This is a genomic window from Mesorhizobium sp. B2-1-8, assembly GCF_006442545.2.
Lineage (GTDB): Bacteria > Pseudomonadota > Alphaproteobacteria > Rhizobiales > Rhizobiaceae > Mesorhizobium.
In genome coordinates this window covers 5,401,665-5,424,962 of the sequence record NZ_CP083952.1, presented here as the reverse complement: position 1 = coordinate 5,424,962, position 23,298 = coordinate 5,401,665, and the positions used below count along the sequence as shown (strand labels likewise).

The 23,298-nt window shown below is 63.5% G+C and carries 22 protein-coding genes and 1 pseudogene; 14 read left to right on the top strand and 9 right to left on the bottom strand.

The window, feature by feature from the left end; translation table 11 throughout:
• Positions 1-30 precede the first annotated feature (30 nt).
• Both FJ970_RS26755 and FJ970_RS26750 read right to left on the bottom strand, forming a co-directional pair.
• On the bottom strand, positions 31-831 hold the full coding sequence (locus FJ970_RS26755) for a tRNA1(Val) (adenine(37)-N6)-methyltransferase (RefSeq protein WP_140759975.1): 801 nt from the start codon (positions 829-831) through the stop codon (positions 31-33).
• Entirely contained in the window at positions 831-1,055 is a 225-nt protein-coding gene (locus FJ970_RS26750; RefSeq protein ID WP_140759977.1) for a DUF2007 domain-containing protein, read from the bottom strand. Before FJ970_RS26750 ends, FJ970_RS26755 begins: the two co-directional genes overlap by 1 nt.
• A gap of 190 nt (positions 1,056-1,245) precedes the next feature.
• Here FJ970_RS26750 and FJ970_RS26745 point away from each other — a divergent pair, with 190 nt between their 5' ends.
• The 5 genes from FJ970_RS26745 (at position 1,246) to FJ970_RS26725 (ending at position 6,097) form a co-directional block, all read left to right on the top strand.
• A complete protein-coding gene (locus FJ970_RS26745; protein WP_140759979.1) occupies positions 1,246-2,262 on the top strand; it encodes a polyprenyl synthetase family protein in 1,017 nt (338 codons plus the stop codon).
• Positions 2,263-2,363: 101 nt separating this feature from the next.
• Positions 2,364-3,032, top strand: coding sequence for a GntR family transcriptional regulator (locus FJ970_RS26740; RefSeq protein WP_140759981.1), 669 nt, complete (start codon positions 2,364-2,366; stop codon positions 3,030-3,032).
• Between the two features lie 106 nt (positions 3,033-3,138).
• Entirely contained in the window at positions 3,139-3,732 is a 594-nt protein-coding gene (locus FJ970_RS26735) for a biotin transporter BioY (RefSeq protein WP_140759984.1), read from the top strand.
• Entirely contained in the window at positions 3,729-4,178 is a 450-nt protein-coding gene (locus FJ970_RS26730) for a DUF1284 domain-containing protein (RefSeq protein WP_140759986.1), read from the top strand. The genes FJ970_RS26735 and FJ970_RS26730 overlap by 4 nt, the downstream gene beginning before the upstream one ends.
• Positions 4,179-4,321: 143 nt before the next feature.
• The gene (locus FJ970_RS26725; RefSeq protein ID WP_140760071.1) at positions 4,322-6,097 is read left to right on the top strand and encodes a tetratricopeptide repeat protein; all 1,776 of its coding nucleotides are present in this window, start codon (positions 4,322-4,324) and stop codon (positions 6,095-6,097) included.
• 97 nt (positions 6,098-6,194) lie between these two features.
• Here the strand turns inward: FJ970_RS26725 and FJ970_RS26720 are convergent, their stop codons facing one another.
• On the bottom strand, positions 6,195-6,656 hold the full coding sequence (locus FJ970_RS26720; protein ID WP_140759988.1) for a GNAT family N-acetyltransferase: 462 nt from the start codon (positions 6,654-6,656) through the stop codon (positions 6,195-6,197).
• Between the two features lie 227 nt (positions 6,657-6,883).
• Between FJ970_RS26720 and FJ970_RS26715 the strand changes: the two genes are divergently transcribed.
• Positions 6,884-7,804: a glycine--tRNA ligase subunit alpha gene (locus tag FJ970_RS26715; RefSeq protein ID WP_181178672.1), complete on the top strand. Its 921-nt coding sequence runs from the start codon at positions 6,884-6,886 to the stop codon at positions 7,802-7,804.
• A gap of 3 nt (positions 7,805-7,807) precedes the next feature.
• Here FJ970_RS26715 and FJ970_RS26710 read toward each other — a convergent pair whose 3' ends face one another.
• The gene (locus FJ970_RS26710; protein ID WP_181178669.1) at positions 7,808-7,984 is read right to left on the bottom strand and encodes a hypothetical protein; all 177 of its coding nucleotides are present in this window, start codon (positions 7,982-7,984) and stop codon (positions 7,808-7,810) included.
• Positions 7,985-8,297: 313 nt separating this feature from the next.
• Here FJ970_RS26710 and glyS point away from each other — a divergent pair, with 313 nt between their 5' ends.
• Together glyS and FJ970_RS26700 are read left to right on the top strand one after the other, a co-directional pair.
• On the top strand, positions 8,298-10,676 hold the full coding sequence (gene glyS / locus FJ970_RS26705; protein WP_140759991.1) for a glycine--tRNA ligase subunit beta: 2,379 nt from the start codon (positions 8,298-8,300) through the stop codon (positions 10,674-10,676).
• Positions 10,677-10,786: 110 nt separating this feature from the next.
• On the top strand, positions 10,787-11,077 hold the full coding sequence (locus FJ970_RS26700; RefSeq protein WP_140759993.1) for an ATPase: 291 nt from the start codon (positions 10,787-10,789) through the stop codon (positions 11,075-11,077).
• A gap of 78 nt (positions 11,078-11,155) precedes the next feature.
• Here the strand turns inward: FJ970_RS26700 and FJ970_RS26695 are convergent, their stop codons facing one another.
• Together FJ970_RS26695 and FJ970_RS26690 are read right to left on the bottom strand one after the other, a co-directional pair.
• Complete coding sequence (locus FJ970_RS26695; protein WP_140759996.1) at positions 11,156-11,542, bottom strand: hypothetical protein; 387 nt, start codon at positions 11,540-11,542, stop codon at positions 11,156-11,158.
• A 175-nt stretch (positions 11,543-11,717) separates the two neighbouring features.
• Positions 11,718-12,182: a hypothetical protein gene (locus FJ970_RS26690; protein ID WP_227792203.1), complete on the bottom strand. Its 465-nt coding sequence runs from the start codon at positions 12,180-12,182 to the stop codon at positions 11,718-11,720.
• Positions 12,183-12,349: 167 nt separating this feature from the next.
• On the opposite strand from FJ970_RS26690, the gene FJ970_RS26685 reads away from it, so the two are divergent.
• The 4 genes and pseudogenes from FJ970_RS26685 to FJ970_RS26670 all read left to right on the top strand — a co-directional run bounded on the left by FJ970_RS26685 (position 12,350) and on the right by FJ970_RS26670 (position 17,621).
• Complete coding sequence (locus tag FJ970_RS26685; RefSeq protein WP_181178670.1) at positions 12,350-13,324, top strand: L-threonylcarbamoyladenylate synthase; 975 nt, start codon at positions 12,350-12,352, stop codon at positions 13,322-13,324.
• Positions 13,325-13,333: 9 nt separating this feature from the next.
• Complete coding sequence (locus FJ970_RS26680) at positions 13,334-14,764, top strand: FAD-binding oxidoreductase (protein WP_140760002.1); 1,431 nt, start codon at positions 13,334-13,336, stop codon at positions 14,762-14,764.
• A gap of 184 nt (positions 14,765-14,948) precedes the next feature.
• On the top strand, positions 14,949-15,515 hold the full coding sequence (locus FJ970_RS26675) for a DUF6101 family protein (RefSeq protein WP_140760005.1): 567 nt from the start codon (positions 14,949-14,951) through the stop codon (positions 15,513-15,515).
• A 252-nt stretch (positions 15,516-15,767) separates the two neighbouring features.
• Positions 15,768-17,621, top strand: a pseudogene (locus tag FJ970_RS26670) (ABC transporter ATP-binding protein).
• Positions 17,622-17,698: 77 nt separating this feature from the next.
• Here the strand turns inward: FJ970_RS26670 and ubiA are convergent.
• Positions 17,699-18,682, bottom strand: coding sequence for a 4-hydroxybenzoate octaprenyltransferase (gene ubiA, locus FJ970_RS26665; RefSeq protein ID WP_181178673.1), 984 nt, complete (start codon positions 18,680-18,682; stop codon positions 17,699-17,701).
• Between the two features lie 68 nt (positions 18,683-18,750).
• Complete coding sequence (locus tag FJ970_RS26660) at positions 18,751-19,662, bottom strand: LysR family transcriptional regulator (protein WP_140760010.1); 912 nt, start codon at positions 19,660-19,662, stop codon at positions 18,751-18,753.
• A 90-nt stretch (positions 19,663-19,752) separates the two neighbouring features.
• On the opposite strand from FJ970_RS26660, the gene FJ970_RS26655 reads away from it, so the two are divergent.
• A complete protein-coding gene (locus FJ970_RS26655) occupies positions 19,753-20,574 on the top strand; it encodes a phytanoyl-CoA dioxygenase family protein (protein ID WP_140760013.1) in 822 nt (273 codons plus the stop codon).
• Between the two features lie 164 nt (positions 20,575-20,738).
• Entirely contained in the window at positions 20,739-22,016 is a 1,278-nt protein-coding gene (gene purD / locus FJ970_RS26650) for a phosphoribosylamine--glycine ligase (RefSeq protein WP_140760015.1), read from the top strand.
• A gap of 19 nt (positions 22,017-22,035) precedes the next feature.
• Here the strand turns inward: purD and FJ970_RS26645 are convergent, their stop codons facing one another.
• Positions 22,036-23,148 (bottom strand): glycoside hydrolase family 25 protein, encoded by a 1,113-nt coding sequence (locus tag FJ970_RS26645; RefSeq protein ID WP_140760017.1) that lies wholly within the window; start codon positions 23,146-23,148, stop codon positions 22,036-22,038.
• Between the last annotated feature and the right edge of the window lie 150 nt (positions 23,149-23,298).

Here is a 23,298-nt window from a genome sequence, read left to right as displayed (position 1 = left end):
GCCAACGGCAATGTGCAGGCCGCGAACAGCTCAGTCTCCGAACAGGGAGGCGAGCCCGTTGGTTATCATTTCGCTGCGCTCGTCGGGGCCGTTGCCCGATCGCGCGTGAAGCATCAAGGGCGGACGGATGGCAAGCTTTCCCCGTGCCCCGAGAGCCGCCCGCACGATGATGCGGATTGCCGCCGCGTCCGGGCGAGGGTGCACGGCGAGCATCTCGGCTTCGCCGAAGCGGCCTGAAATCGCGTCGAGAATGGCGCCGAGCTGTTCGGGCCGGGCGATGACGGCAAGCCCGCCGCGCGGCCTGACAACCGCCGCCGCGCTGCGGATCCAGCTTTCGAACAGCCCATCCTCCATGACATGGGCCTCCTTTCGCAGACGGTCCGATGTGGCGCGGTCCCGTGCGGCGTTGAAAGGCGGGTTCATGATGACGAAGTCGAAATCATTGTCGGCAAGGCCGGCGACGGCCCGGGCCCGGCCCGAAACGGTGACATCGGCGACGAGCACGGCCGCGCGATCGCTGAGATGGGCATTGCCGGGATGGGCGAGCGTGGCCGCCGCGAAGGCCGCCATCTCGGGCGCGCGTTCGACCAGCACAGCCTGGGCGCCCGGACAGCGCGACAGCACCGCAAGACCGGCAGCACCGGCGCCGGCCCCGAAATCGGCGAGCCGCCCAGCAAAGGAGGATGGCACGGATGCGGCCAGCATCATCGCATCCATCCCGGCGCGATGGCCGCCATGCTTGGGCTGCACCAGCCAGAACCGGCCGCGATGGAAGGCATCGACCGTGTGAGCCGGCGTATCCGTGGCAAGGGCGGCTGGCGCGGCCGACATTATTTCCCCCGGATCTCGTTGGCGATGCCGGCATCGGTCAGGATGCGGCGCGCGGCGTCGGCCTGGTCGGCATCGATCATGACGCGCCGTGGCAGGATGCCGAGCGAGCCGTCGAGCACGCTCATGTTCTGGTCGGCGACGAAACAGCCGATGCCGGCATCGCGCATCAGCGATTCGACAAAGGAGATGATGACGGCGTCGTTGGTGCGGATGAGCTCTATCATCGCGAGAAACTCGCAGGTTGCAGCGTGCCTGTAAACGTCCGGCCGCATACCCGCATTTTCCCGACGTTGGCACGCTGTCGCCGCCGCCGCGCCAATTCGCCTCTTGCCGTGGCCGTGTCCGCCGCCCTAGAGTCCATGCCGGGACTAAGGGTGCCGTCGCACGCGTTATACCAAGACGGGAGTGATTGTCGTGGGTGTCGTTCTCAACATCGAAGACGGGAAGCGGGAACCCGCCTCCATCAAGGATTTGATCGATTTGACGGCCGCCGATATGGGGCGCGTCAACGAACTGATCCTGTCCAAGGCCGGCTCCGACGTCGAGATGATTCCCGAGGTCGCCAACCATCTGATTTCGTCCGGCGGCAAGCGGCTCAGGCCAATGCTGACGCTGGCTGCGGCGCAGATGTTCGGCTATGCCGGCGAGGGCCACGTCAAGCTCGCTACGTCGGTCGAGTTCATGCATACGGCCACGCTCCTGCATGACGACGTCGTCGACGAAAGCGGCATGCGGCGTGGCAAGAAGACCGCCCGCATGATCTGGGGCAACCAGGCCAGCGTGCTGGTCGGTGACTTCCTGCTCGGCCAGGCCTTCCGCATGATGGTCGATGTCGGCTCGCTCGAAGCGCTCGACATCCTGTCGAGCGCCGCCTCGATCATCGCCGAGGGCGAGGTCATGCAGCTTGCCGCCGCCAAGAACCTCGAAACCACCGAGGACGAGCACTTCGCCGTCATAAAGGCCAAGACCGCCGCGCTGTTTTCGGCCGCCGCCGAGGTTGGCCCGGTCATCGCCCAGGCGACCCGCAACGACCGTGCCGCGCTGCGCTCCTATGGCATGAATCTCGGTCTTGCCTTCCAGCTCATCGACGATGCGCTGGATTATGGCGGCACCAGCAAGGATCTCGGCAAGAATGTCGGCGACGATTTTCGCGAGGGCAAGGTGACCTTGCCGGTCATCCTCGCCTACCGGCGCGGCAGCAAGACCGAACGCACCTTCTGGAAGCGTGCCATCGAAGACAATGTCGTCGATGACGCCGGGCTGGAAAAGGCGATCGGCCTGATGACCCGCCACGGTGCCATTGCCGACACGATCGGGCGCGCCCGCCATTTCGGCGAGATCGCTCGCGACGCGCTGGCGCCGCTGGAAGAGACGCCGCAGAAATCGGCGCTGATCGACGTCATCGATTTCTGCATCAGCCGGGTGAACTGAGGCGGCCGGCTTTCACGGACGTCCTCCAGGCTGTGCCAGTGGAAAGAGAATTCGCCCCTGCCGTCTCGACAAGCGGCCTTGCCGCAAATTATCTATAAATCATGGCGAAGGGCACGGACGACACCATAGCGGTACGCATCAGCAAGGTGCTGGCGGATCGCATCATCTCCGGCGCGATAGAGCCGGGGGCGAGGTTGCGGCAGGATCATGTCGCGGAGGAATTCAACACCAGCCATGTTCCCGTGCGCGAGGCCTTCCGCCGGCTCGAGGCGCAGGGGCTCGCCGTCAGCGAGCCGCGCCGGGGCGTGCGAGTGGCGGCCTTCGACCTGGGCGAGGTCAAGGAGGTCGCCGAAATGCGGGCGGCGCTCGAAGTGCTGGCATTGCGCCACGCCGCGCCGCATCTGACTTCGGCCATTCTTGATCAGGCCGAGGAGGCGACCAAGGCCGGCGACAAATCCCGCGACGTCAGGTCGTGGGAGGAGGCCAATCGCGCCTTTCATCGGCTGATCCTGGCGCCGTGCGGCATGCCGCGCCTGCTTGCCACCATTGACGACCTGCACGCCGCAAGCGCGCGCTTCCTGTTCGCGGCATGGCGTTCGGAGTGGGAGGCGCGCACCGATCAGGATCACCGGGCGATCCTCAGCGCCTTGCGGCAGGGAAATGCCGAATCGGCTGCGGCGACACTGGGACGGCATGTCCAATGGATTGGCCGCAAGCCGGTCAGGACAGCGTCCGGCGCCACGCGCGAAGCCTTCGCGATCGTGGGTTAAGCGCCTTTTCCCGAGCCCGGGCTTGCTATCGCTCCAGAAATGTGGATTCGATAATAGATCGAAAGCAGAAATTATCTATAATTTTGGATCGACCGAAGGGAAGCCTATGACCAACCTTGCATTCTCGTCCGCCAGACCGTCTTTCAGCCCGCTGCGGCTGCAGCAGCGATCACTCGCCTGGCAGGCCGGTGCCGTCGTGCTCGGCACGCTGTTCCTGGCGCTGTCCTCCTACATCGAGGTGCCGATGGTGCCTGTTCCCGTGACCATGCAGACCTTCGCGGTAACGCTTATCGGCGCGCTCTATGGCTGGCGGCTTGGCGCGGTGACGATCGCCGCTTGGCTGGTCGAAGGTGCTGTCGGCTTCCCGGTCCTGGCTGGCGGCGCCGCCGGCATTCAGCATTTCGTCGGCCCGACGGGCGGCTATCTCTTTGCCTTTCCCATCACCGGTGCGCTTGTCGGCTGGCTGGCCGAACGTGGCTGGAACGGCAACAGCGTTTTGCTTGCCTTCGTCGCCATGCTGCTCGGCAACCTCGCCTGTCTGGCTCTCGGCACGGCCTGGCTTGCCGTCATGATCGGCGCCGAGAAGGCCATCACCTTCGGCTTCCTGCCGTTCATCGTCGGCGGGTTGCTGAAGTCGGCGCTTGGCGCTGCGACGCTGATGGCGCTCCCGCGCGGCAAGATGAACTTGCCGAAGCCGTGACGATCAGGCTTCGCGCCCACCATCTCCTTTGCCTGCTCACCTATGTGGGCAAGGGATACAGCCCCGCCTTCACCGCCAGTTATGACGGGATCGCGGAGCGCCTGAGCCGGGGCGAGGACATCCTCCTCGTTTCCGGCCCGGACGACATCTGTGCCCCGTTGCTTGGCGAGCCGGAACCGCACTGCCTGCGCGACAGCGCGGCCGGGCGCGACCGGCAGGCCGGCGATGACGTGGAAGCGCTGCTGGCTCGGCCGATTCGGGACGGCGTCCGCCTCGATCTTGATGCCGCGATCCTGATACGGCTGCGGCAGGCGTTTACGGCCGGCCACGTCCGCAAGGCGTGCCAAGGCTGCGAATGGAGCGGGCTGTGCAGCGCGGTGGCAAGCGGCGGCTATCGCGATACGCGGCTGCAACGGCCCGTCGAGACGCAAAACTGTCCCTTTTAGCCATGGTTTGTTAATCGGGTGACCCGATTGTGAATTTCGGGCGGATTGAAGCGCGACCCCAAAAAGGCCATGCTTTGCCTGGAAAGATCGAGTCTGGGTCGATCCCGCTGACGCGGAGATGGCGCCTGGCTGAAAGGGATATGATGCAGCAAGGACGTGCGCGCTGGCTGACGAGGCTGGCAATTGTGACGGGCATGGCGATCTCGGCTTTGCCGGCCTATGCCAAGCAATCCACCGAACCGGTCAAGATATCGTCGTTCTCGGGCGCCTATCTGGCTGCCCGGATCGCCGAAGGCGACAACGATCTCGACAGCGCCATCGCGTACTACAAGCAGGCCTTGGCTTTCAATCCGAGCGACACCGCACTGCAGCAGAGCCTGATGCTGTCGCTGATCGCTCAAGGGCGGTTCGACGAATCCCTGGTCTATGCCGACAAGCTCAAGGAAGTGCCCGATGTCGAGCGCTTCTCGCGCCTGGCGCTGGCGGTCGATTCCTTCCACAAGAAGGATTTCACCAAGGCACAGTACTGGCTCAAGCTGTCGCTGGAATCCGATCTCGACCGGCTGATCTCCGGCGTCATGTCCGGCTGGGCCGAACAAGGTGCCGGCCAGGCCAGCGAAGCAATGGCTTCGATCGACAAGCTGCAGGGACCTGACTGGTTCGGCCTGTTCAAGTCCTTCCACCGCGCCCTGATTGCCGATGCATCCGGCATGCCCGAAAAGGCCGAGGCGATCTACGCCGCGACGATGCAGGACACCACCGCCGGCGGTGCGGCGCCTGAAACCTGGATGCGCAACGCGCAGGCCTATGCCTCGTTCCTGGCCCGCAAGGGCGACAAGGCCAAGGCGCTCTCGGTGCTCGACCAGGCCGAGGCGTTTTCGCCGGGCAAGCTGGAAATCGTCGCCTTGCGTGACAAGATCAGCAAGGGCGACAAGATCGCGCCCTTCGTTTCCGGTCCGTCCGACGGTGCTTCCGAAATCCTGCTCGATCTTGCCACCGCGCTCAACCGTGGCGGCGGCGAGCCGTTCGTGCGCCTCTATTTGCAATATGCCTTGGCCCTGAAGCCGGACAGCGACGCGGCTCTCGTGCAACTCGCCGCCGTCGCCGAACAGTTGAAGGACGGCGAGGGCGCCATCGCGCTCTATCGGCGCATCCCCGACTCTTCGCCGCTGAAGGAGATTTCGGACCTGCAGCTTGGCCTCAACCTTGCCGATCTCGACCGCCATGACGAGGCGATCACGCATCTGAAGGCCTTCGTCGAAGCCCATCCCAACGACATGCGCGCCTATCTGGCGCTTGGAGGCGTCTACTCCTCGAAGGAGGATTTCCGCTCCGCCGCCAATCTCTACGACAAGGCCGTCGAGGTGCTGAAGACGCCGACCGCCGCCAACTGGAACATCTTCTATCAGCGCGGCATCGCCTATGAGCGGCTGAAGGAATGGCCGAAGGCCGAGCCGAATTTCCGCAAGGCGCTAGAATTGCAGCCGGACCAGCCGCAGGTGCTGAACTATCTCGGCTATTCCTGGGTCGACATGAACACCAACCTGAAGGAAGGCCTGGAGATGATCCAGAAGGCCGTCGATCTCAGGCCGAGCGACGGCTACATCGTCGATTCCCTGGGGTGGGCCTATTTCCGCCTCGGCCGGTTCGATGACGCCGTGCGCGAAATGGAACGCGCGGTCGCGCTGAAGCCGGAAGATCCGGTTCTGAACGACCATCTCGGCGACGCCTATTGGCGCGTCGGCCGCAAGCTGGAAGCCACCTTCCAGTGGAACCAGGCCCGCGATCTGAAGCCCGATCCCGACGTGCTGGCCAACCTGCAGCAGAAGCTGATGAAGGGCCTGCCGCCGATCGAATCCAACACGGCGCAGGAGACCCCTAAGGTCAAGCCGGAGCCGGTCCCGGCCCCGAAGGGCTGAAACCGCCTTTTTTGGAATGCGAACGGGGCTCTCAGAGCCCCGTTTTGGTTTTGAGATCCGTGCCGCTCAAACGCATGCCGACGCGCTGGAAACGTCCTCAGAACATCTTACGATAGACGACGAAGCCCGAGCGTTCGCCGACCTTGTCATAGAGCTTCATCGCCGTGTGATTGGTTTCATGCGTCAGCCAGTACACCCGGCCGGAACCCGCCGCCTGGGCGCGCTCGTAGACGCCTTCGATCAACGCCCGGCCGATGCCTTTGCCGCGCGAGGCCTCGTTGGTGAAAAGATCCTGCAGATAGCAGTTCGGCGCGATCGCCGTGGTGCTGCGGTGGAACAGGTAGTGGACGAGGCCAAGAAGCCGGCCCCCGCTCTCGGCGACCAGCGCATGGACCGGCTCGTAGGCGTCGAAGAAGCGCGACCACGTCATCGCGGTGATCTCGCTTGCCAGCGCCGTCTCGCCCGAACGGTCATAGAACGCATTATAGCCGTCCCACAGCGGCAACCATCGGTCGAAGTCCTGGCGCGTGACCGGGCGGATGGTGATCGGGTTGGACATGGCTGAACCTGCTGTGCTTGAAGCGGACGCTTTGTCGAATTGGATCGCGGACCGTGGCGGCGGGCAATGGGCCAGTCGCTGGCAAAGGTTTCAACATCGTCCGGTATGCTCACCGCGGCCTGCATCGGACGCGCCTTGCTTGACGCTTTGCCGCCGTGTCTCTAGGACGTGGCCGCAAGCTAGCCTGTGTCGCCGAGGCCATCGTGACGATTGAAATCCCAGCCCATATGCATCCCAGCCGCTCGTTCCAGGGGCTGATCCTGACCTTGCACAATTACTGGGCGGCCTATGGCTGCGTCATCCTCCAACCCTATGACATGGAGGTCGGCGCCGGCACGTTTCATCCGGCAACGACGCTGCGCGCACTCGGGCCCAGGCGTTGGAACGCCGCCTACGTCCAGCCTTCGCGCCGTCCCAAGGACGGCCGTTACGGCGAGAACCCAAACCGGCTGCAGCACTACTACCAGTACCAGGTGATCCTGAAGCCCAATCCCCCAAACCTGCAGGAACTTTACCTCGGATCGCTGGCGGCGATAGGCGTCGATCCCCTGCTGCACGACATCCGCTTCGTCGAGGACGACTGGGAAAGCCCGACGCTGGGCGCCTGGGGTCTTGGCTGGGAATGCTGGTGCGATGGCATGGAAGTGTCGCAGTTCACCTACTTCCAGCAGGTCTGCGGCATAGAATGCGCGCCGGTGGCCGGCGAACTCACCTACGGCCTGGAGCGCCTGGCCATGTATGTGCAGGGCGTCGACAACGTCTACGACCTCAATTTCAACGGCCGCGAAGGCGCCGACAAGGTGACCTATGGCGACGTCTTCCTGCAGGCCGAGCAGGAATATTCGCGCCACAATTTCGAATACGCCAACACCGCGATGCTGCTTCGGCATTTCGAGGATGCCGAGGCCGAGTGCAAGGCGTTGCTCGACGCCGGCGCGCCGGCCTCGAACGACAATTTGCCGATGCACAAGATGGTCTTTCCAGCCTATGACCAGTGCATCAAGGCGAGCCATGTCTTCAATTTGCTGGACGCGCGTGGCGTGATCTCGGTCACCGAGCGGCAGAGCTACATCCTGCGGGTACGCAATCTGGCGAAAGCCTGCGGCGAGGCATTCTTGAAGACGCAGGCCGGTGGATTGGCGGCCTGAGCCTCAAGCGCCGTTGATCATTTCGAGGGAAGCGTTGATCGGCGGCAGGATCTGGCCGCTCGGACCAGACATCGTCCGCAGCGCCTGCCGCACGCCCGGCATCGAGAAGGCGCCGTGGGCCTGCGCGGTGAAGCAGGCGCTGAGCGCGAGGATCTGAAGAAGTCTGGATGCGGTTTTCATGATCGTTCAGCCAATAGTTCCCTGCCTGAGCGTGGGTCGCTTCAGCGCTGCGTTCGGTTCATGGAAATCTTTGATCCAAGGACGGGCGGGGTCGGCTCGTCCCGACAGGGTGGCCAAAATTTCTGGAAAGGGTGACAGCGGCCAGCCGAGTTGCTATGCCCCGCGCGGACCATTTTGCCGCGTGAGCCCCAAGCATGCCTGACCTGCTTCTAGAACTTCGCTCCGAAGAGATTCCTGCCCAGCCGCGCGACCGCAGCGCCGGAGGCGCGAGGACGCGCAAACAGGAAAATGGCATGCGGGCGGAGATACGCTGATGCCGGATTTGTTGCTCGAACTTCGCTCCGAGGAAATCCCTGCCCGCATGCAGCGCAAGGCGGCGGGCGATCTGAGGAAGATGCTGACCGACGGTCTGGTCGAGGCGGGTCTGACCTACGAGGCGACGCGCGAGTACTGGACGCCGCGGCGCCTTACCCTCGATATCCGTGGCCTCAACGCACGCTCGAAGGATATTCACGAGGATATCAAGGGGCCGTCGACATCGGCGCCTGAACAGGCCGTCCAAGGCTTCCTGCGCAAGGCCGGGTTGTCTTCGATCTCCGAAGCGCATGTCCATTCCGACCCGAAGAAGGGCGACTTCTATGTTGCCCATATTTCGAAGCCGGGCAGGGCGGCCGAAGAGATCATCGCCGGACTGGTGCCTGACATCATCCGCAATTTCCCCTGGCCGAAGTCGATGCGATGGGGGCCGGCCTCGGCCAAGCCGGGCTCGCTGCGCTGGGTGCGCCCGCTGCAATCGATCCTGTGCACCTTCGGCCCCGAGACCGAGGAGCCGGTCGTGGTCGATTTCGAGATCGACGGCATCCGTTCGGGCAACATCACCTACGGCCACCGTTTCCTCGCGCCTGGCGAAATCACCGTGCGCCGCTTCGACGATTACGTGTCGAAGCTGGAAGCGGCCAAGGTCGTGCTCGATGCCGACCGCCGCAAGGAGATCATCCTTGCCGACGCCCGCAACCTCGCCTTCGCCAACGGGCTCGACCTTGTCGAGGACGAGGGCTTGCTTGAAGAAGTGTCCGGGCTGGTCGAGTGGCCCGTCGTGCTGATGGGCGAGTTCGAAGAGGCTTTCCTGGCCATTCCGGCGGAAGTGATCCGCCTGACCATCCGCGCCAACCAGAAATGCTTTGTGACGCGGCCGCAGGGAGAAAGCGACGCGCTCTCCAACCGTTTCATCCTGACCGCCAACATCGAGGCGAAGGACGGCGGCAAGGAGATCGCCCACGGCAACGGCAAGGTGGTGCGCGCCCGCCTGTCCGACGCGCTCTATTTCTGGACGACCGACCAGGGGGATCTGCCCGATCTCGAGCAGCTCCGGGCATCTGCGGAAAAATTTGGGCTCGATCTGAAGAAGCCGCTCGACCAGCGCATGGCCCGCCTCGACCATCTCAATGTCACGTTCCATGCCAAGCTCGGCACGCAGGGCGAGCGGGTGGAGCGGATTGCGCGGCTGGCGGAAGAACTGGCGCCGATCGTCGGTGCCGATCCCGCGCTCGCAAGTCGTGCTGCTGTTCTCGCCAAGGCCGATCTCACCACCGAAGTGGTCGGCGAGTTTCCCGAATTGCAAGGCGCCATGGGCCGCAAATACGCGCTGCTGCAAGGCGAGCATCAATCCGTGGCCGCGGCCATCGAAGAGCACTACAAGCCGCAGGGCCCGTCCGATTATGTGCCGAGCGACCCGGTGTCGGTCGCCGTCGCGCTCGCCGACAAGCTGGACACGCTGCTCGGCTTCTGGGCCATCGACGAAAAGCCGACAGGGTCGAAGGATCCCTACGCGCTGCGTCGATCGGCGCTAGGCGTGGTGCGGATCATGCTGGAAAACAAGCTCGAGCTTTCGCTGGGCATCGCTATCGCGGCGGCGGTCTCGTCGGCACTCGCCGCATACGAACAAAAAGGCGAGGGAGCTGTGAGCCGCGGCGTCGTCGCCATGCTCGATTCGCGCATTCGCGACGACAAGGGTGCAAGCCGATTGTTGCTGGAAGCAGGCGTGATTTCCAACTTGTTGAAAGGCGGGCTGGCCAAGGCAGGTTCGGATACTTTTGGCTCCGCTGATCAGGAGCGAGAGTTCTTTGACGGCCAGCGTCTGATGGAGCTTGAGGCATCGCTGTCGCCGCTGATCGCCGACCTCCTGTCGTTCTTCCACGACCGCCTGAAAGTCCATCTCCGCGACCAGGGCGCACGGCACGATCTCATCGATGCCGTCATCACGCCGCAGTCCGACGACCTGTTGCAGATCGTGCGCCGCGTCGAAGCGCTTGGTTCCTTCCTCGACACCGAGGATGGCAAAAACCTGCTCGCTGGCACCAAGCGTGCCGCCAACATCCTGGCCGCCGAGGAGAAGAAGAAAACGGCGGTCGCCGAAACCGTCGAACCGGCGTCGTTCCGGCAAGATGCCGAGAAGTCGCTGTTTGCGGCGGTGAATCAGGCCGAGAAGCAAGCCGGCGAAGCGATTCAAAACCAAGACTTTTCCGCTGCCATGCTGGCGCTTAGCGCTTTGCGTGAACCCGTTGATTCATTCTTTGAGCATGTTCTCGTGAATGATGAGGACTTGTCCGTGCGCGCCAACCGCCTTGCGCTGCTCACGCGCATTCGGACCGCTACCGGTCAGGTCGCGGATTTCTCGAAAATCGCTGGTTGAGAGGCGAGGAAAAATATCTTCCAGCCGGTCGTTCGAGCCGGCTTACAGTCATATGACGATGATCTCTCCGTGGCAAAAGGACATGTTCCCCAACCCAACGGAGGGCTTCCATGAATTCCGATCACGAAATCGAAGTGACAGAAGAAACCTCGGCCCCCGCCGAGGCGCTTGAATCCGCTTCCGAAACGGCCCTCGATCATGCCGCTGCCACGGCCGAAGCCGCCGATCTGTCTGATGAAGACGAGGATGGCGATGACGAAGATGGCGATGATGAAGACGGCGAAGAGTCTGACGAAGAAGATGCCGATGACGCTGTGAAGGCCGAAGGCGACGACGCCGAGGACGATGAAGAATCCGAAGATGGCGAGTCCGACGAAGACGACAAGGAAGAAGCGGCCTGATTTCAGGTGACAGGTTTTATCGAGGAAAGGGCGGCGCTTTGGCGCCGCCCTTTTTGTTGTCTTTTCAAACTGATTTGATCAGTTCTCCAGAATGCTGACGCGCACGCTGTTTTCGTAGACGTCGACCTGGATCAGCGGCTCGCCATTGACGATGGCGCGCTTGGTCGAGGAACTCATCGCGCCGGGGCGTTCCAGCATGCGCTGCAGGTCGGCACGCTGGTCGTTGGTCCTGAACCAGGCATCACCTTCGTCGTCGCTGTCGCGGCGGTGGAATTTGTGCCAGTTGGCGCGGTCCTGCCGCACCATTTGCGCGGCGCCATCCAGCGCATAGCCGTCGCTTGCCTGGTGATCGCGATCGGAAATGCGCGCGACATAGGACCCCAGCATGTCATCCGCATGGGCCGCGCCGCCAAGCAATGACGCCAGCAGAAACCCAGCCACGGTAACGGTTTTCGATTTTTTCATGAGCAACCCCCTTGCCTTGAACGATGCAATCCCGTCTGCCGGAGCCGCTTGGCGAAACTCAGGCCCCAGGGCCGCCAGCCAGATCGTCGAGACGAAATTCGCCTCATAATGGTTGCGCAGCGCGCCAGACTGCCGTCAAGCCATCGAGCATTTTGATCGGCCAGTTGGCAGCTCGCTATTTGACCTTGCCGGCTCCAGAAGCAGGCTGTTGGGCTGCCGGCGGTGTTACGGCTGCCGCCGGTGCCGCTGCTTTTCCGTGCGCCGCCGGCGCGGGGGCTGCCGAGGCGGTCGCCGTGGCGGGGGAGGTTGCCGTAGCGGGGGCGGTTGCGGCGGCCGGCGCCTTGGCTTGCACTGGTGTCGAGAAGGCGCCGCCGACGATCCCGCCGCGAATGATCATCGGGCTCTGCGGGAAGCCTTGCCTCGCCTCGGCCTTGTCCGGGATTGCCGCCACCTTTTCATAAGTGACGTCGGGCTCGCCGAGCGCAACGACGGACACCACGTCGCTCGCCTTGCCGTCGGTCGCCTTCAGCGCAAGGATGGAGGGCGTCGAGGCCGGCGCACCGGGAAAGACCAGCGACGAGGCCTGAGCCCCGCCAGCCATGGCAGCCAGACTGATAGCAAGCGTTCCCCAGATACGCATAGACACTGACATAGCTCCCCATTGCCCAGAAGCCCGCACGATAGTGCCCGGCGATTGATACCGGCTTTCATGGAAACATAGCATTTTAGGAATTGATGAATTGCCAATGCCCGCTTGCCCCGGAGACGCCGTCGTATTACGCAGCCGGCATCCGCGAGGTGACGAGAGTGGCTGAAATACTTGCCGTCGGCGAAGCGATGGAACCGGCGTTGGCGCTGCTTGAGGGCGGCGATGTCGTCGCCATTCCGACCGAGACCGTCTATGGGCTGGCAGGCGACGCCACCAGCGGCATCGGCGTGGCGCGCATTTTCGAAGCCAAGGGTCGGCCGCGTTTCAATCCGCTGATCGCCCATGTCGCCGACATGGCGATGGCCGAGCGCATCGCTCTGTTCGATCCGCTGTCGACGAAGCTCGCGCTTGCCTTCTGGCCGGGCCCGCTGACGCTGGTGCTGCCGCAGCGCCCCGGCAACGGCATTCATCCGCTGGTCACCGCCGGGCTCGACACGGTCGCCTTGCGCATGCCGAGGGGTTTTGGCGGCGAGCTGATCGCCAGGCTCGGCCGACCGCTTGCCGCGCCCAGCGCCAATTCATCCGGCAAGATCAGCGCGACGACGGCGCAAGCGGTGGCGACGGATTTAGGCGCGCGCATCAAGCTGGTGGTCGATGGCGGCGCCACACCGGTCGGGCTGGAATCGACCATCGTCAAGGCCGAAGGCGAAAGATTGCGCCTGCTTCGGCCCGGTGGCATTGCCGCAGGCGAAATCGAGGCGGCCATCGGCATGGATCTGCTGCGCGGCGGCATTGCCGGCGTCGAAGCGCCAGGCATGCTTGCCTCGCACTACGCGCCGGGTGCCGCGGTTCGGCTCAAAGTGCGGGCGATCGGCGAGGGCGAAGCGCTGCTCGCCTTTGGCAGCCAGAGAGCGGAAGGCTGGCGTGGCGCAACCGCTTTCCTCAACCTCTCGGTTTCAGGCGATCTTCGGGAAGCGGCAAGCAATCTCTTCGCCTACATGCAGGAACTCGACCGCAGCGGCGCGCGCACCATCGCGGTCGAGCCGATCCCTTTTGAAGGGCTGGGCGAGGCTATCAACGACCGGCTCTCCCGCGCCGCCGCTCCTCGTGACAACGCACAGCCCTCGACGTAGTTTTCCCACATGACCGAAACGGCAAAGACACTCGATCCCGCTCTCATCGATCGTTTCGCGGCGATTGTCGGCGATAAATATGCGCTGCGCGATCAGCAGGACATCGCACCTTATCTGATCGAGCGACGCGGCCTCTGGCATGGCGCGACGTCCCTGGTGCTGCGGCCGGGCAGCGTCGACGAGGTCAGCCGGATCATGCGGCTGGCGACGGAGAGCGGAACGCCAATCGTGCCGCAAAGCGGCAACACCGGGCTGGTCGGCGCCCAGGTGCCGGACAAGTCCGGCCGTGAAATCGTCCTGTCGCTGTCACGGCTGAACCGCATCCGCGAGATCGATGTCCTGTCGAACACGGTCACGGTCGAGGCCGGTGTGATCCTGCAGACCTTGCAGGAAGCAGCCGATGCCGCCGACCGGCTGTTCCCGCTGTCGCTCGCCGCGCAAGGCTCCTGCCAGATCGGCGGTAACCTGTCGTCCAATGCCGGCGGCACCGGCGTGCTGGCCTATGGCAATGCGCGCGAGCTCTGCCTCGGCGTCGAGGTGGTGTTGCCTACCGGCGAGGTGTTCGACGATTTGCGCAAGCTGAAGAAGGACAACACCGGCTACGACCTGAAGAACCTGTTCGTCGGCGCAGAAGGCACGCTCGGCGTCATCACCGCCGCCGTGCTCAAACTCTTTCCGAAGCCCAAGGGGCGCGACGTCGCCTTCGTCGGCCTGTCGTCGCCCGAGGCCGCTCTTTCCCTGTTCAGCCTGGCCATGGACCGCGCCGGGGCCGCGCTCACCGCCTTCGAACTGATCGGCAAGCGGCCATACGATTTCACGCTGGCGCATACCACGGACGTGACGCGGCCGCTGATGGAGGATTGGCCCTGGTATGTGCTGATGCAGATATCGTCCGGCCGCTCGTCGGAGGATTCGCGGGCGCTGATCGAGGATGTGCTCTCGGCAGGCCTCGAGCAGGAATTCGTCGGCGACGCCGTCATCGCCGCCAGCCTGGGGCAGGGCGATGCTTTCTGGAACTTCCGCGAGCTGTTGCCCGAGGCACAGAAGCCGGAAGGCGCCTCGATCAAGCACGACATTTCAGTGCCGATCGCATCGATACCGCGCTTCATCGCGGAGGCCGCTGGCGCGGTGGCGTCAGTGAGCGCCGGCGCCCGCGTGGTCTGTTTCGGCCATATGGGAGACGGCAACCTCCACTATAACATTTCACGGCCGGTCGACGGCGACGACGAGGCGTTTCTGGCGCTCTACCATGCCATGAACAAGGCCGTGCATGGCGTGGTGCGCAGCCTGCATGGTTCGATCTCGGCCGAGCATGGCATCGGTCAGTTGAAGCGCGACGAACTGATCGCCACCGCGCCGCCGATGGCCATCGATCTGATGCGCCGGGTAAAGGCTGCCTTCGATCCGGCCGGCATCATGAATCCTGGTAAGGTTATCTGATCCTTTCAACATCTTGTGGTTGGTGGCATTCCGATAACCATCCCTGAGATCAGCAAAATTTAACCGACTTTCTTAAGCGCGGCGGTAAGGAGCCGGCGCTACTGTTTCCCCATAACGAGGCCGGGAAAACTGGCCCGGAGAGAACCGGACACCGGCTCTCAGGAGACAGACAGGAAGGCACTCTATGAACACTGGACTGAAGCCAGTCTGGGCGGGACGCAACATGCGCCTCGACCCATTCCGCCTGCCGCAGGTGGTGAGCTACGCGACGCGTGACGATTACGGCGACGTGACCTTCACCATCGACCAGCGTGGCGCCGTGATCCGCCGCCTGCTCGAGATGAGCGGCCTGCCGGCGATCATCGTGCTGCCCGCCAATGCATTTCGCGGCGTCGCCGCCCGTGCGATGGAGGATCCGGAAGGCAATGTCACGGTGACCCTGGAACTCCTGCACAACGATCCGATGCTGTCGGTGCCGCTGCTGGTAGCCGACGATCTCGAAGACGTTGCCGCCGACTGGCGCGCCTGGGCCGATGCCTACCGCCTGCCGATGCTGCTGATCGAATCCGACGGCGTCGCCCGCACGCTGGAAGAATCGCTCGGCGCCGCCATCAAGACACTGCCGCCGCAGGACCGTCGCAAGGGCCGCGTTTCGACCACGCGCCGCCCGCGCTTCCTTGCCCGCCGCAGGGCCGGTGACCTTGGCCTCAGGCTGGTCATCGACGGCCAGGAGATCATTGCGCGGGAGTGAGCGTCATCCGGGTTCCGGATCGTCGAGACACCGAGGCCGCTGTGTAGCGGCCTCGGTGCTATCCACACGTGCCGCCGAGGCCAAGGAGATCAGGCAGCCGGCCTGGTGTAACGCCGCGACACCGCACGAAGACGGCCGGAGGTGCTATCGCACAGAGCCACAAAAATCGGACATTTGTCGTGTTCAAGTGAGACTGCCGCAGGGACGTTAAGGTCCTGTCTCATTTTCGCGGTTTTCTGTACAAATGGTCTTATGTCGATTTCAGATGCGATCTATCGTCGATTTGAGACTTTAATCCAGCCGCTCGATATTCCTTACCAGCCGCTGCTAGCGACAGGGCCGGTGGCGGTTCTCTTGCACTTCATTTGGATGTTCAGGGGTGTGCTGGTCGCGCTCGCCCTTTCTTCCATGGCAATCGAGGCGATCAACCTGACGATCGTCTGGGGACTTTCCGTCATCGTCGATGGCGTGACACAACAGGGTGCTTCCGCCTTCCTGCGCAACGAATGGCCGCTCCTGACTTTCCTCGGTCTTCTGATTTTTCCGGCGATGCCGGTTGCCTCCTTTCTTCTGAACACTCTCAACTCGCATACGCTTGGCGTCGCCATGCCGGCCGCCATCCAGTGGCAGGGTCACAAGGCAGTTGAGCGACAGGATATCGCGTTTTTCCACGACCTCTTTGCCGGCCAGGTCGCGTCGCGCCTGTCGCAGGTAGCCTCGGCCGTCCAGCAGCAGATCATTGCCGCCTTTCAGTTCATACCGCGTTTCCTGCTGCAGATGGCCGGCTCCGTCGTCCTGCTGACCACCCTTTCCTGGCAACTCGCCCTGCCGGTCATTGTTTGGATCGCACTCAACGTGGCGATTGCCGTCAGGATGGCGCCGATATTTGTCGAACGGTCGCGTAAAACCGCTAAGCAACGCAGTCTGGTAGCCGGCGCTATCACCGATCTCTACGCCAACATGCAAATGATCAAGCAATTCGCGGCGGAGGACAGCGAAGCCGGCGCCGTGCGCGGCATCATCCTGAAGGCCGTCCACACCCAGCATATGGAACAGCGCATCTACCGCACATCGGAACTGACCGTAGTGGCGCTTAACATGGTGCTCTGGCTCGCGATGCTTTCGATTGGTCTCTCAGGGCTCGTCAAAGGTTTCATCACGATCGGACAGTTCGTCGGCGCGGTCTATATCCTCCAGCGGTTATCGGGGCATACGTTTACCTTTCTGCAAATGGGCCAGCAGATTTTCCAGGCTGTAGGCACCATCAAGGACGCTATGCCCGTTCTCACCACCCCGCCTACGATTACCGACCAGCCGGAAGCGACGGAACTGGCGGTCAACGAAGGGGAGATCCGTTTCGAAGGCGTCTACTTCGCATACAGGCCCGGCAAGCCCGTCATCGACAACCTATCGCTGACGATCCAGCCCGGCGAGAAGGTCGGCTTGGTCGGTCTTTCCGGCGCAGGCAAGACCACGCTGGTAAGCTTGTTGCTGCGTTTCTACGACATCGGAGACGGTAAGATCTCCATCGATTGACAAGACATCGGCACGGTTACGCAAGCGAGCCTCCGTCGTGCGATCGGCGTGATCGCTCAGGATGTGGCGCTGCTGCACCGTTCGGTCGGCGACAATATCCGCTATGGTCGGCCCGAAGCGACACTGGGCGAAATCGAGCAGGCGGCACAGATTGCGAAAGCCGACGCCTTCATTACCGATCTTAGCGATGGCGAGGGGCGCAAGGGTTATGACGCCTTTGTCGGCGACCGTGGCATCAAGCTCTCCGGAGGTCAGCGGCAGCGCATCGCCATCGCGCGCGTGCTGCTCAAGGATGCGCCGCTCCTGGTGTTGGACGAAGCCACCTCTGCCCTCGACAGCGAATCCGAAGCCGCTATTCAGGAAAGGCTCAGTCTGGTGATGGAGGGAAAGACGGTAATCGCCATCGCCCACAGGCTGTCAACCATTGCGAGTATGGACCGCATTGTCGTGCTCGATCACGGGCGCATCGTGGAAGAAGGCAGGCTGGATGAACTCGTCGAACAGGACGGCCTGTTTGCCCGTCTGTGGAAGCGCCAGATTGGCGGGTTTATCCCTGAAGAAATCAACTGACCGCACCGGAAGCCGCATGGTCGGCGGCATGATCTGGCATGGCTCTACCGTGTAACTCGGCTTCTCGAGTCAATGGCCTAAACCAGCGGCTTCAGCGCCACCCACAGCGCGCCGCCGATCAGGCCGAGGAAGATCAGCCAGCCGACCTGGTTGTTCGACCGGAACAGCCGCAGGCACTGGTCCGGATCGTCGATATCCAGCACAGCGATCTGCCGGGCCAAATGGGCACCGGCGGCGATCAGTCCCGCCAGCGCCACGACCGGGGCCTGCGCCGAGGCGAAGGCGATGGCGAAGCAGATCAGCGTGCCGCCATAAAGCCCTGCGAGCCACGCCTTGGTGTTGTCGCCGAACAGCCGTGCCGTCGAGCGCACGCCGACAATGGCATCGTCTTCCTTGTCCTGGTGGGCATAGATCGTATCATAGCCGATCACCCACAGGATCGAACCGATATAGAGCATGATGGCGGGGCCATCGAGATCACCGAACTCGACCGCCCATCCCATCAGCGCGCCCCAGGAAAAGGCAAAACCGAGAAACAGTTGCGGCCAGTTGGTTATCCGCTTCATGAACGGATAGACGGCCACGATCGCCAGCGAGCAGATGCCGAGCAGAATGGCGAAGCTGTTGAACTGCAAGAGCACCGCCAGACCGACCAGAGCCTGCAGCACAAGAAACAGCCAGGCTCGCCTGCGCGTGGTCTGGCCTGATGGCAGCGGGCGCGAGCGGGTGCGTTCGACCTGGTTGTCGATGTCTTCGTCGACAATGTCATTATAGGTGCAGCCGGCGCCGCGCATGGCGATGGCACCAATCAGGAACAGCACGAGATAGAGTGGCGCCGGCAGCAGCGAAAGCAGCGGGTCGCCAGGCCGGGGATAGGCGCTCGCCGCGAGTGCGGCCGACCACCAGCATGGCCACAAAAGCAACTGCCAGCCGATCGGCCTGTCCCATCGCGCAAGTTGCGCATAGGGCCAGATCGCGCGCGGCAGCACGCGGTAGACCCAATGGCCGTTGGGTGCATCGGCGACGCGGCCCTGGGACGCTTTCGACTGGACAGGTTCCATTGACATGGAGTGGCAGCAGCGATGGAAACCGTCAAGCGGCAAGCAGGGCAGCAGCGTCCGTCAACCCGTCAGGAGGTGAAGATGTCGCGTGTGGAAAACCAGACTTTCGCCACCTCGATGAAAGCCAGCGCCGCATTCGACACGCGCTGATGCGTATCGTGGGTGAGGATGATGCGCTGCATGGGCAGCGGATCCGACAGCGGTTTGCAGACGAGGCGCAAGCCGTCATAGCTGTGGTCGCCATGCGGGCGGGTATAGCTGACCGCGACGCCGAAGCCGTTGGCCACCATGCTGCGCTGGAGTTCGAAGGAGCTTGTACGCATGTCGGCGACGGGCGACAGGCCACGGCTGCGAAACAGGTCGAGCATATGCTGCCAGCTATGCGGCTGGTCGGTCGTGATCAGCGGGTAGGCGGCCAGATCCGCCAGGCTGACCTCGGGGCGGTTCGCCAGTGCATGGCCCGCCGGCAACAGCGCATGCGGCCGCAGCTCATGCAGCAGGATGCGGGCGAAATGCGACGGCAGGCCGAGATCGTAGCTAAGGCCGAGATCGACGGCGGCGTCCGCCAGGCGTCGCCCGAGCGTCTCGAACGTCTCGTCGCGGATGATGACGGCGACCGCCGGATGGCGTTCGGAAAAGGCGCGGATGAGGCCCGGCGCGAAATAGGGCGCCAGATCCTCGAAGCAACCGAGCACCAGTTCGCCGCCGATCGCCGAGTTGACCTTCCCCAGGCCCAGGAGTTCGTCCGTCTCGGCAAGAACCTGTCTGGCCTTTGCCACGGCGACACGACCGAAGGAGGTGAGCGAAACACCGCTTCCCCGCTGGCGCACGAACAGTTTCTGGTCGAAATCCTTTTCGATGGCATCGATCGCCACCGAAATCGACGGCTGCGAAATGTTCAGCGCCCGGGCCGCGCCCGTGACACTGCCATGGCGGGCGACGGCGATGAGATAGCGCAATTGCGTGAGCGTCAGACTCATAGTCAAAACCTATGTGCCAGATGAGAAGTTATTATTTTACTGGATGAGCGGCCGTTGCGATAGTCGCCTCGATCCTGAAAGGAGGACATCATGGCTTCCCAAACCGCTACACGGGCAATCGACACCGAAATCATCGATGCGCAGACAATCGCCGACTACCAGCGTGACGGCGCGGTCTGCATCCGTGGCGCCTTCAAGGGCTGGGTCGAGACGATTGCCACCGGCATCGAGCGCAACATGCAGAACCGCAGCGCCACGGCGTCCGACATCGCCAATGGCCGCGGCAGTTTCTTCGACGATTACTGCAATTGGGAGCGCATCCCCGAATTCGTCAAGCTGGTGCGCGAATCGCCTGCTGCGCGACTGGCAGCCGCGGTGATGCGGTCGCGCACCGCGCAGTTCTTCCACGACCATGTCCTGGTCAAGGAACCTGGTACGCAGAAGCCGACGCCGTGGCACCAGGACATCCCCTACTATTTTGTCGACGGCCAGCAGACGGTGAGCTTCTGGATTCCAATCGATCCGGTGAAGGAGGCGACGCTGCGCCTGATCGCCGGCTCCCACAAATGGGACAAGATGATCCTGCCGGTACGCTGGCTGGACGACGGCAATTTCTACGCCGCCGAAGGCGATTATCGTCCGGTGCCGGATCCCGACAAGGATCCATCGATGAAGGTTCTCGAATGGGAGATGGAGCCGGGCGACGCCATCCTGTTCGACTTCAGGACGGCGCACGGCGCGCGCGGCAATATGACCGCGGCACGGCGCCGGGCGCTGTCGCTGCGCTGGGTCGGCGACGATGCCCATTATGTCGAGCGGCCGGGCCGCACCTCGCCGCCCTACCATGGCCATGGCATGCAGCCGGGGCAGAAGCTGCGCGAGGATTGGTTTCCGGTGGTCCACCAGGGCTGAACGAGAGCCAGAATAGGAGCGCCGGTGGCCGGCGCCCCCTGTTCTGGCAGGGATAACGTTCCCGTGCGCAATTCCGATCAATCCACCCTGATGCCTTGACCCGTCGTCCAGAGAGCAATAGCGGATTGTTCTCTCTGTGGGATAGTCGGTATCAAGAGGTGGCTATGAACGTTCTTCTTCTCGGCTCCGGCGGCCGCGAACATGCGCTGGGCTGGAAGATCGCCGCTTCGCCGCTGCTGACCAAGCTCTACGCGGCGCCCGGCAATCCGGGCATCGGCAGCGAGGCCGAACTGGTGAAGCTGGATATTGCCCATCACGGCGCCGTAGCCGCCTTCTGCCGCGAGAAAAAAATCGATCTCGTCGTGGTTGGCCCGGAAGGGCCGCTGGTCGCCGGCATTGCCGATGATCTGCGCGCCGAAAACATCCGCGTCTTCGGGCCTTCGAAGGCCGCCGCGCGGCTGGAAGGCTCTAAGGGTTTTACCAAGGATCTCTGCGCCCGGTATAACATCCCGACCGCCGCCTATGGCCGGTTCGGCGACCTGGCCTCCGCCAAGGCCTATGTCGAGAAGACCGGCGCGCCGATCGTCATCAAGGCCGACGGGCTCGCAGCCGGCAAGGGCGTCACCGTCGCCATGACGATGGCTGAAGCACAGGCGGCACTCGATGCCTGTTTCGATGGATCGTTCGGTGCCGCCGGCGCGGAGGTGGTGATCGAGGAATTCATGACCGGCGAGGAGGCGAGCTTCTTCTGCCTCTGTGACGGCACGACGGCGCTTCCCTTCGGCACCGCGCAGGACCACAAGCGCGTCGGCGACGGCGACGTCGGCCCCAACACAGGCGGCATGGGCGCCTATTCGCCGGCCCCGGTGATGACGCCTGACATGATCGAGCGCACCATGCGCGAGATCATCGAGCCGACCATGCGCGGCATGGCTGCATCAGGCGCGCCGTTCGCCGGCATTCTGTTCGCCGGGCTGATGATCACGGAAAACGGACCGAAGCTGATCGAATACAACACCCGTTTCGGCGATCCGGAATGCCAGGTGCTGATGATGCGGCTGAAGGACGATCTTCTGGTGCTGCTCAACGCCGCCGTCGACGGCCAGCTTGCGCATACCTCCGTGCGCTGGCGCGACGAGGCGGCGCTGACCGTTGTGATGGCGGCGAGGGGCTATCCCGGTACACCGGAGAAAGGCTCCGTCATCCGCGGCGTCGAGGACGCCGGGGGCGAAGGCGTCGAGATTTTCCATGCCGGTACCGCCATCAATGGCGGCGCGCTGGTTGCCAATGGCGGTCGTGTGCTCAACGTCACGGCGACCGGCGCCACGGTCGGCGAGGCGCAGGCGCGGGTCTATGCCGCGCTCGACCGCATAGACTGGCCGGACGGGTTCTGCCGCCGTGACATCGGCTGGCAGGCCGTGGCGCGCGAGCAGGCAGGCTGAAGTTCCGACCTGGTGGCGGTTACCGGTGGCTACGATCGAGTTCGGTCGAGGCCGTGCTCAGCGGGTCGGCGGCCGCGGCAAAGGCGGCGTCGAGCTGTTCGGGCGAGCGCTGCCCGGCCCGCTTCCAGGCGACATATTGGACAATGCCGAAGCCGGGCCGTCGCGGCACGGTCTTTACGACAGGCATACGGAACCCGTCGCGAAATTTCGACCAGCGCGAACCGATCACGGCGGCCATTTCCTCGAATGTCGGCGGCGTCGCCACATCGGCATAGATGATGGTCGCCTTGCCGGCCAGTGCGGCTTCCCGCGAGAGCGGCACCGGCACGCTGGCAAGATAGTCGGACGGCACGTCGATCAGCCCGCCAAAAGGCCATTGCTGGCGCAGCGTGCCGGCATCCGTGGGTGCTACGTTGACGTCGATATTGTTGGGCGTGCCGGCAACCCTGTAGGGGCAACGGAAGCGGCCGCAATTGGCCTGCGCCGAGAACTGCCAGAGTGTATAGCCCTGCCAGTTGCCCATCGGAAAATGCACGTCGATGTCAGGCTTGTAGCGCGCGTACCAAAGCGGCAGCCGCGACAGGAGCCGGTATTTGTAGCGGTTGTCGGCGATGTACTGGGCGGTCTTGCCGTTGGTGTAGAGCACCGGGAAGCGGCCGACGCGCCGATGCACCTGACGCGCGAACTCCTCGGCGTCGTCGAGCGACATCCATTGCGAAGGATCGACGCCTTCGATGTCGAGGGCCATGAGATCGTCAGGCGCGGGGTCGGCGAGATCGAGGAAATTGTTGGCCTGCTCGACCGGATTGCCAGGACGGGCGAGGTGATAGGCGCCCCATTTCATGCCGAGCGCCTTGGCAACGACCCTGCGTGTCTGGAACAATTCGCGCGTCACCGCATGGCGTTTCCACAGCGCCTTGCAAAGCTTTACATCGGCGTCGCTTCCGAAACAGAAATAGGGCGGCGGCATGCCGTCGGACGCCTTGTTGATGAAGGCGACGACGCGCTTGTCCGTGGCAAGTTGCGCCCAGTCGATGGAATTGTACTCGTAGGCGTCGACGACGAGCGCGCGGTCGGCGCTCTTCCATGGCTCGGAGAAGTCCGAAGCTTTTGCCGCCATCGACAGCGCCATTGTCGCCGCAAGAACGAGAAGCGCTGTGCGGCGAAGGAAACACGCCGTCCTTTTCAAACAGGGAATCCCCGTTGTTCAAAGGCAATCCTGGACCGCTATGGTTAAGGAAATGCTTCGGGAAGAGGCAGGGTCGACGCGGCCTTTGCCGGA

What these genes read in the sequence shown, in the direction of transcription:
- FJ970_RS26675 (WP_140760005.1), top strand. Translation starts at nt 14,949, where the DNA reads ATGAACACTGGACTGAAGCCAGTCTGGGCGGGACGCAACATGCGCCTC.
- FJ970_RS26700 (WP_140759993.1), top strand. Translation starts at nt 10,787, where the DNA reads ATGAATTCCGATCACGAAATCGAAGTGACAGAAGAAACCTCGGCCCCC.
- FJ970_RS26645 (WP_140760017.1), bottom strand. Translation starts at nt 23,148, where the DNA reads ATGGCGCTGTCGATGGCGGCAAAAGCTTCGGACTTCTCCGAGCCATGG.
- FJ970_RS26680 (WP_140760002.1), top strand. Translation starts at nt 13,334, where the DNA reads ATGACCGAAACGGCAAAGACACTCGATCCCGCTCTCATCGATCGTTTC.
- FJ970_RS26690 (WP_227792203.1), bottom strand. Translation starts at nt 12,182, where the DNA reads ATGCGTATCTGGGGAACGCTTGCTATCAGTCTGGCTGCCATGGCTGGC.
- FJ970_RS26750 (WP_140759977.1), bottom strand. Translation starts at nt 1,055, where the DNA reads ATGATAGAGCTCATCCGCACCAACGACGCCGTCATCATCTCCTTTGTC.
- FJ970_RS26725 (WP_140760071.1), top strand. Translation starts at nt 4,322, where the DNA reads ATGCAGCAAGGACGTGCGCGCTGGCTGACGAGGCTGGCAATTGTGACG.
- FJ970_RS26695 (WP_140759996.1), bottom strand. Translation starts at nt 11,542, where the DNA reads ATGAAAAAATCGAAAACCGTTACCGTGGCTGGGTTTCTGCTGGCGTCA.
- purD (WP_140760015.1), top strand. Translation starts at nt 20,739, where the DNA reads ATGAACGTTCTTCTTCTCGGCTCCGGCGGCCGCGAACATGCGCTGGGC.
- FJ970_RS26720 (WP_140759988.1), bottom strand. Translation starts at nt 6,656, where the DNA reads ATGTCCAACCCGATCACCATCCGCCCGGTCACGCGCCAGGACTTCGAC.
- FJ970_RS26735 (WP_140759984.1), top strand. Translation starts at nt 3,139, where the DNA reads ATGACCAACCTTGCATTCTCGTCCGCCAGACCGTCTTTCAGCCCGCTG.
- FJ970_RS26655 (WP_140760013.1), top strand. Translation starts at nt 19,753, where the DNA reads ATGGCTTCCCAAACCGCTACACGGGCAATCGACACCGAAATCATCGAT.
- FJ970_RS26710 (WP_181178669.1), bottom strand. Translation starts at nt 7,984, where the DNA reads ATGAAAACCGCATCCAGACTTCTTCAGATCCTCGCGCTCAGCGCCTGC.
- FJ970_RS26715 (WP_181178672.1), top strand. Translation starts at nt 6,884, where the DNA reads ATGCATCCCAGCCGCTCGTTCCAGGGGCTGATCCTGACCTTGCACAAT.
- FJ970_RS26740 (WP_140759981.1), top strand. Translation starts at nt 2,364, where the DNA reads ATGGCGAAGGGCACGGACGACACCATAGCGGTACGCATCAGCAAGGTG.
- ubiA (WP_181178673.1), bottom strand. Translation starts at nt 18,682, where the DNA reads ATGGAACCTGTCCAGTCGAAAGCGTCCCAGGGCCGCGTCGCCGATGCA.
- glyS (WP_140759991.1), top strand. Translation starts at nt 8,298, where the DNA reads ATGCCGGATTTGTTGCTCGAACTTCGCTCCGAGGAAATCCCTGCCCGC.
- FJ970_RS26755 (WP_140759975.1), bottom strand. Translation starts at nt 831, where the DNA reads ATGTCGGCCGCGCCAGCCGCCCTTGCCACGGATACGCCGGCTCACACG.
- FJ970_RS26660 (WP_140760010.1), bottom strand. Translation starts at nt 19,662, where the DNA reads ATGAGTCTGACGCTCACGCAATTGCGCTATCTCATCGCCGTCGCCCGC.